3 protein-coding genes and 1 pseudogene are annotated in these 3,594 nt (G+C 37.2%); 3 read left to right on the top strand and 1 reads right to left on the bottom strand.

What is annotated here, in order from left to right:
• Positions 1-368 precede the first annotated feature (368 nt).
• Together DC53_RS00290 and DC53_RS00295 are read left to right on the top strand one after the other, a co-directional pair.
• Positions 369-1,088 carry an AbiU2 domain-containing protein gene (locus DC53_RS00290; RefSeq protein WP_033032399.1) on the top strand — a complete coding sequence of 240 codons (720 nt, stop codon included), beginning with the start codon at positions 369-371 and terminating at the stop codon, positions 1,086-1,088.
• Positions 1,089-1,205: 117 nt separating this feature from the next.
• The gene (locus DC53_RS00295) at positions 1,206-1,814 is read left to right on the top strand and encodes a hypothetical protein (RefSeq protein WP_033032397.1); all 609 of its coding nucleotides are present in this window, start codon (positions 1,206-1,208) and stop codon (positions 1,812-1,814) included.
• 126 nt (positions 1,815-1,940) lie between these two features.
• Here the strand turns inward: DC53_RS00295 and DC53_RS00300 are convergent.
• Positions 1,941-2,210, bottom strand: a pseudogene (locus DC53_RS00300) (SDR family oxidoreductase); the annotation flags it as partial.
• 88 nt (positions 2,211-2,298) lie between these two features.
• Between DC53_RS00300 and DC53_RS00305 the strand changes: the two are divergent.
• A complete protein-coding gene (locus DC53_RS00305) occupies positions 2,299-3,303 on the top strand; it encodes a transposase (RefSeq protein WP_239462886.1) in 1,005 nt (334 codons plus the stop codon).
• Positions 3,304-3,594: the final 291 nt, after the last annotated feature.

Here is a 3,594-nt window from a genome sequence, read left to right as displayed (position 1 = left end):
GAATATTTAATATGAAGTAAAATTAATAAGGATTCAATAGAAGTAGATTGTGATTTTTAACTAATTTTATAAGCAATAACGAGTTACGAGTTTAATAATTATAGAGTGAACGCGTTATTAGTTTAAACACAGGTATTTAAAATATAACCTGTTAATTAATAATCAACAGGTATAACTAAACAACAATTTGTCTGATATTACTGATCTACACCATTTTGGGGTTTTGCTACATTTAGAAAAGTTGAGACTGAACTAACTGTTTACAGTTGTTTATTTTATAGCTAGGATAAATCATTGTAATATATAGTCATTTGTCGGTTTGTAAAACGAAAAATGTCGTAGACTAAATTACTTGGGAAATAAGTCATATGAGTGTTATCCGTAAACGTATTGAAAAAAATAAGATGATTATATCAAGTATTGTGAATACATATTTCTTAGCCGATCAGAATCAAAAATTGCTAGGGCATCTGCTGGATAATCCTGAATTGCTGTCTCGCTGGAAAGATTCGTATGCAATGAGTGGTGTAAATAGTCTTCGTTTTTCACTTTATATGCATGTCCTATCGGAAATGCGTGCGATTCTATTTGATAGCCAAAAAAGAGTAGCAAGTGTTCGTAATATGGTTGAATGCTTAAACGATGAAGCTTTTATTACAAAGCTGAAAGAATGGTTTTGTGATACAAGCAATGAAGAAATATACACATGTGACGGTACGTTGTCAGAAGGTTCAATAGAACATATTAGACTTGAAAGTACAAAATTAAAAGCTAAAGCATTTGATGAGATTTTAGATAAAGTTAAAACTAATTTTCAAAATCTAAAGGAATCTGAAGTTGGTATTAGGGTAAATAATGCACGAAATAAAATGATCTCACATAAAGAGTTTTCGTCTACAAAAGAGACTGGACGTAAGGTCTTTGATGCGAGTGACTTCGGGTTAGTATATTCTGATGCAAGAGATATCGTTGAACAATCGCATGATATTATATTCCCTATTTATAGTCTGTTTACTAAATCTCACCTTGATAGCGTGTATTCAATGAAGCATCATGAACTAGTAGCAACTGAGTTTTGGTCAAAATAATTTACCTAAAAAGCTGTTAAACAATGGCAAAAAAAGTTGGCTTTTGCTCCTTATACGCTTTTTTTAGCTAACATATTTTTCGCTTGTTAATAGGGCATTAGCTTTTATGGAGAGTTCGTGAGTATCTGTTTAACTATTTCAAAAATTGACTGGGCTATAACCAAGGATGTTTTCGCTATTATTGGTACTGTATCAGCGATTATTATTGGAGTTATCGGTTTAAACACTTGGCGAAGGCAATTAAAAGGCACAAGTGAATATGAGGTAGCGAAAAAAGCTATACTACTAACATATGAAGTTGAACAAGCCATCCAAGGTGTACGAAACCCAATGCTACATCTCCCAAAAGACGAAGTTGAAGCTGGTCGCCAATTAGCAGCGGAACAAAAGATATACTCAGATCGCTTTGCCACTTTAGAGAATAAATGGGCTGAACTTCAAACTATCAAGCTTGAATCAAAAGTTATTTGGGATATTTCTGCTGCAGATAGTTTTAATGGATTACGAGATATCATCGGTAAATTAAGAGGTGGTATTTGGCTCCATTTCTGGATGAAGGGGGCTTATGCAGGTCCAGGTGCAACAGTAGATAATAGTGCAAAGCGGAAAATAGAGAATGATAAAGTCGTTTATTATACATCTGAGGATGATGAGTTTTCATTAAAGATTAAACATGCAGTTGAGCATGTTGAAAACTTTTTCAAAGACAAAGTTCGCAGTAAATAAAATACAACAAGACCTATAAGTGCGTAATACTTTTACTTCATTCTATCTTGCCGTTATTTAGTACAAACAACCATCAGGTTTAACACCATTAGCATTAAACCTGACAGTCAAACTCCCCAGCCAACGTTAATTAGTCGGCATTAAATAAATCTCGCGTACGCTGTTGCGCTGGTTTGCTTCAATAGCAAACAATACCGCGTCGGCTACATCTTGCGGGTCGAGTTTGTCGGGTTTAGCTTCATCAAAAAACGGGGTGTTTACCATCCCTGGTGCTATGGTTGTGCAGCGTCCGTTCCACTGGCTCATTTCCTCAGCTAAGTTTTGCCCAAAGCCATAAGCAAACCATTTAGTTGCACCGTAAATAGAGCCGCCAATTGGCTTACGGCCAGCGGCAGAGCAAAGAAAGGACAGGCACAAGTTTTTTTGCAAAAATCATAGTATCAACTACTGTTATTACATACAGTTCAACTAAGGTTGATATTTTATGACTCGCGCAAGAAAAAAGCTGATTGATTTAGCGTCCACATCTTATTATCACTTAATCTCACGATGCGTGAGACGCGCATTCTTGTGTGGTGATGATAAATACACAGGTAAAAACTTTGATCACCGTAGGGCGTGGTTAGTAGAGCGAATTAAGTTATTAAGTAGCGTGTTCGCCATAGAAATTGCTGCTTACGCGATAATGAGCAATCACTACCACCTTGTTGTGAACGTCAATAGACGTCAAGCACTAGATTGGTCTGAAGATGAAGTAATTGAACGCTGGTATCAACTTTATAACGGCCATGTTTTAGTCGACCGCCATTTAAATGGTGAGCAGTTAGATAAGCCGAGCTTGCTCTTTTTCAATGAGATCATCGCTAAATGGCGCGCAAGGCTTTATGACATCAGCTGGTATATGAAAAATCTTAATGAGTACATTGCCCGCGAGGCCAATAAGGAAGATAACTGCACGGGCAAGTACTGGGAAGGGCGCTATAAGTCACAGGCATTATTAGATCAAACAGCAGTACTCAGTTGCATGGCCTACGTTGATTTGAATCCTATCAGAGCAAATGTAGCCGATACGCTTGAAGACAGTGATTTTACCTCAATTCAAGAGCGTATAGCGCATTTCAAAGCCTTTACCACAGACACGGTCAAAGCAAATAAACCCCTCAAACAAAAAGATATTGTTCAACATGAAAGTCAACCAACACAGCTAAAGCTATTTGGTAGTAATCATATTAAAGGCACGATCCCCTTTGCCTTACTGGATTACATTGAATTAGTCGACTGGAGTGGCCGCCAGATAGATCCAAAGAAAAAAGGGCATATCAACAAAAGCATACCAAAAGTGCTCCTAACGTTGAATATAGAAGAAGCGCAATGGCTTGAATCAATTCAATGTTTCAGGCAGCAGTACTCAAATTTTGTAGGCAGCAAACAACGGTTAAAGCAGCAAGCTGCCAGCAACGATGTAAAATGGTACAAAGGCGCAGGTTGAACAGTTGTATCTTCATTGGTTTGTTTAAAAAACACGTTATTAAACAAAATGTCGACCTCGATTTGCCTTTTATACCTAATATTCCTGCCAAGCAACTGAATTCTAAGTGCTGTAACTAACACTAACAGTGCGCAAAAAAATAATGATACGGTTACCCACGATGGGAGAAGCGCAAAATTTTCTGACAAAAATATGTGTCTGTCCTTTTTTACCCCTGGTTTGCCGCAAACGAAATATCAGCCGCACTTGCATTACGTGGATTGGCGGCTACTACTTTGTTGAAGCCTAAGT

It is taken from the genome of Pseudoalteromonas fuliginea (assembly GCF_000690055.1).
Lineage (GTDB): Bacteria > Pseudomonadota > Gammaproteobacteria > Enterobacterales > Alteromonadaceae > Pseudoalteromonas > Pseudoalteromonas fuliginea.
The sequence above is the reverse complement of the archived record's forward strand: the minus strand, read 5'-3'. Positions and strand labels throughout refer to the sequence as shown.